The organism is Rhizobium sp. BK312 (assembly GCF_014193605.1).
Lineage (GTDB): Bacteria > Pseudomonadota > Alphaproteobacteria > Rhizobiales > Rhizobiaceae > Rhizobium.
This window is the reverse complement of sequence record NZ_JACHZP010000023.1, coordinates 1-1,975: the sequence shown is the minus strand read 5'-3', so window position 1 is coordinate 1,975 and position 1,975 is coordinate 1. Positions and strand designations below refer to the sequence as shown.

Annotated in this window: 2 protein-coding genes; both read right to left on the bottom strand. The window is 52.5% G+C overall.

The features are described from left to right. Positions 1-188: 188 nt before the first annotated feature. Positions 189-881, bottom strand: a complete 693-nt coding sequence (locus FHT85_RS30320; RefSeq protein ID WP_183775113.1) for a hypothetical protein — start codon at positions 879-881, stop codon at positions 189-191. 82 nt (positions 882-963) lie between these two features. Then, positions 964-1,764, bottom strand: coding sequence for a hypothetical protein (locus tag FHT85_RS30315; protein ID WP_183775110.1), 801 nt, complete (start codon positions 1,762-1,764; stop codon positions 964-966). Positions 1,765-1,975 lie beyond the last annotated feature (211 nt).

The following is a 1,975-nucleotide window of genomic DNA, read 5'->3' as shown; positions in this document are numbered from 1 at the left end:
CCAACCCGTCAATCTCTAATCAGGTTGAGAGCCTGGCTGCCGCGTTCTGAGCAGCCGTGGCAATCGGTCGACGCGACTACCTCAAATTTTGCAACTGAACCGCTGGAACTTGTGGAGCGTTGAACTCCGATCGGTCCTTTGCGAGGCAGCACAAAAGGCATAATCAAGCGCGGCCGCGCAACGTCCCATTAAGGGATAAATTGGGTAAAAGTTATCGAGGTGTACGCTTCAGGAAGAACTTCCTTCATCACCTCTCGCTCTGCCGCCGAGGCCTCAGATGCTACAACGATAGGATTGCTACGTCGTCCCACTAGGCGGATGTAGCCGGCATCGACAATTTGCCCGGCACCAATTGTAATCGTGCTGGCGCCGCCCAGCGGGCTAACGTAACTGAACAGAAAATTATGGTCACCACCGGCCTCGATCTTGACGCCGCTGCTAAATTGGCTGATGCCGTACTGGCAATCCGCATAGGTGATGGCATAGCGGCCGGGTGCGATAGGCCTGAAAGACTGGGCATAGGAGCTGGCGTTCGCCACGCGATAAAGGAAAGTCGCCTGCATATCCTTCGGCTTCTTTTCATTGGGCAGCAGCCACCGATCGGCGGAATAGATATCTTCAAACGGCGTATTTTTATCAGGTTTGCCGTTGTCCATCCGGCGCAGGCGAATATGCCCTGAGCAATATTGATCACCCATCAGGTTCCCATCCACGATCCGGATGAGCAGCAAGGCACCTTTCTGGCTTTTCTTCGATGCGATCTGTGCGACAGCCGCGCTGTGTTCAGCGGCCGCCTTAGCCGGATCATGCCCTCCGGCGCATCCTGCCAGGAGACTCGTCACTAAGCCGAGTGCGATTGTGGCAAAAAGTTTTGCGTTCAATTTAAATTCTCCGGAAATGGTTCTTACGTCTGACTCCAGATCGCCATTGCCATCGACAGCGCCGGCATTTCTCTATGCAACCTCAGCCGTAAAGAACGTTGCGCAAACGATCCTGCAGATCACGGGTAGATTGGTCTTTAAAACTGGTCTCGGAGACCTCTACGCGGAGCACGTTCTCCGTCAATTGCTCCGTCTTCGCCTGTGAAAATTCGGCTAGCCACTCTTTGCGGTTTGAACCGACATACTGCCAGAACAGATCGCTGAGCCACATGATGGAACCGACTGCCTCTATATACCCGGAACGAAATTCCCAGCGACCAGGATTCTGGGAAATATCAATCACCATCTGCTCCACTGGCGGCGGCAACTCATTCGAACGCATAGGTAGAGATGAGTAATCCCGATTGGCAGCCTTGTAGATTAAGGGATCTTCAGTGTTTTGCCACTTGTCGTATTCTACATCGGCAATCCATGCCTGCACAAAATGGGGAGAGACGATGAACGGTGCCGCCCATTTCTCCCAATCGATAGCAGCGCCCGCAATCTTCTCCGTGATTATCACCTGACAAAGTTCAGCGTTCGCCACGGCACCATAGTTAAAGACGAGGGTTGATGTCTCAAATTGACCTAGATGGTCAGTATTTTTAGCCGATGCTAAAAGGTTGTTTAGCTTCATAGGCCTGCCGTTAGCGTGAAGCTTGTCATCCAGTTGCAGCGTACGCAGCACTGAGAGAATGGCCTCTAGAGCTTCGAGAGCAGAGAGTTCGCCGTATCGCCGCTGCACTTCGATTTTGGGCTTCTCGGTGATGGTGACCGTGTTTCCACTGCGCGGTTTTAAGGTAAAAACAAGCCTTAGTTTTTCTGATCTGTCGCGCGCCATCATCGAAACTCCTTCACCAGCACCGTTATGCCTTGATTTCTGCCGTAGTCTACCAATGCTTGTGCTGCATCAATTCCACCCGGCTGAACTCGAATGTCAAGAATCTTGGTTGCCGGACTGGTTCTGTTGCAAACTTCCTGGTTACTGGTGGCATGGCATTGATCTCCGGAAGTCGCGGAGATTGGCAATGTTCAAAGGTCGGCATTTCGAGCAG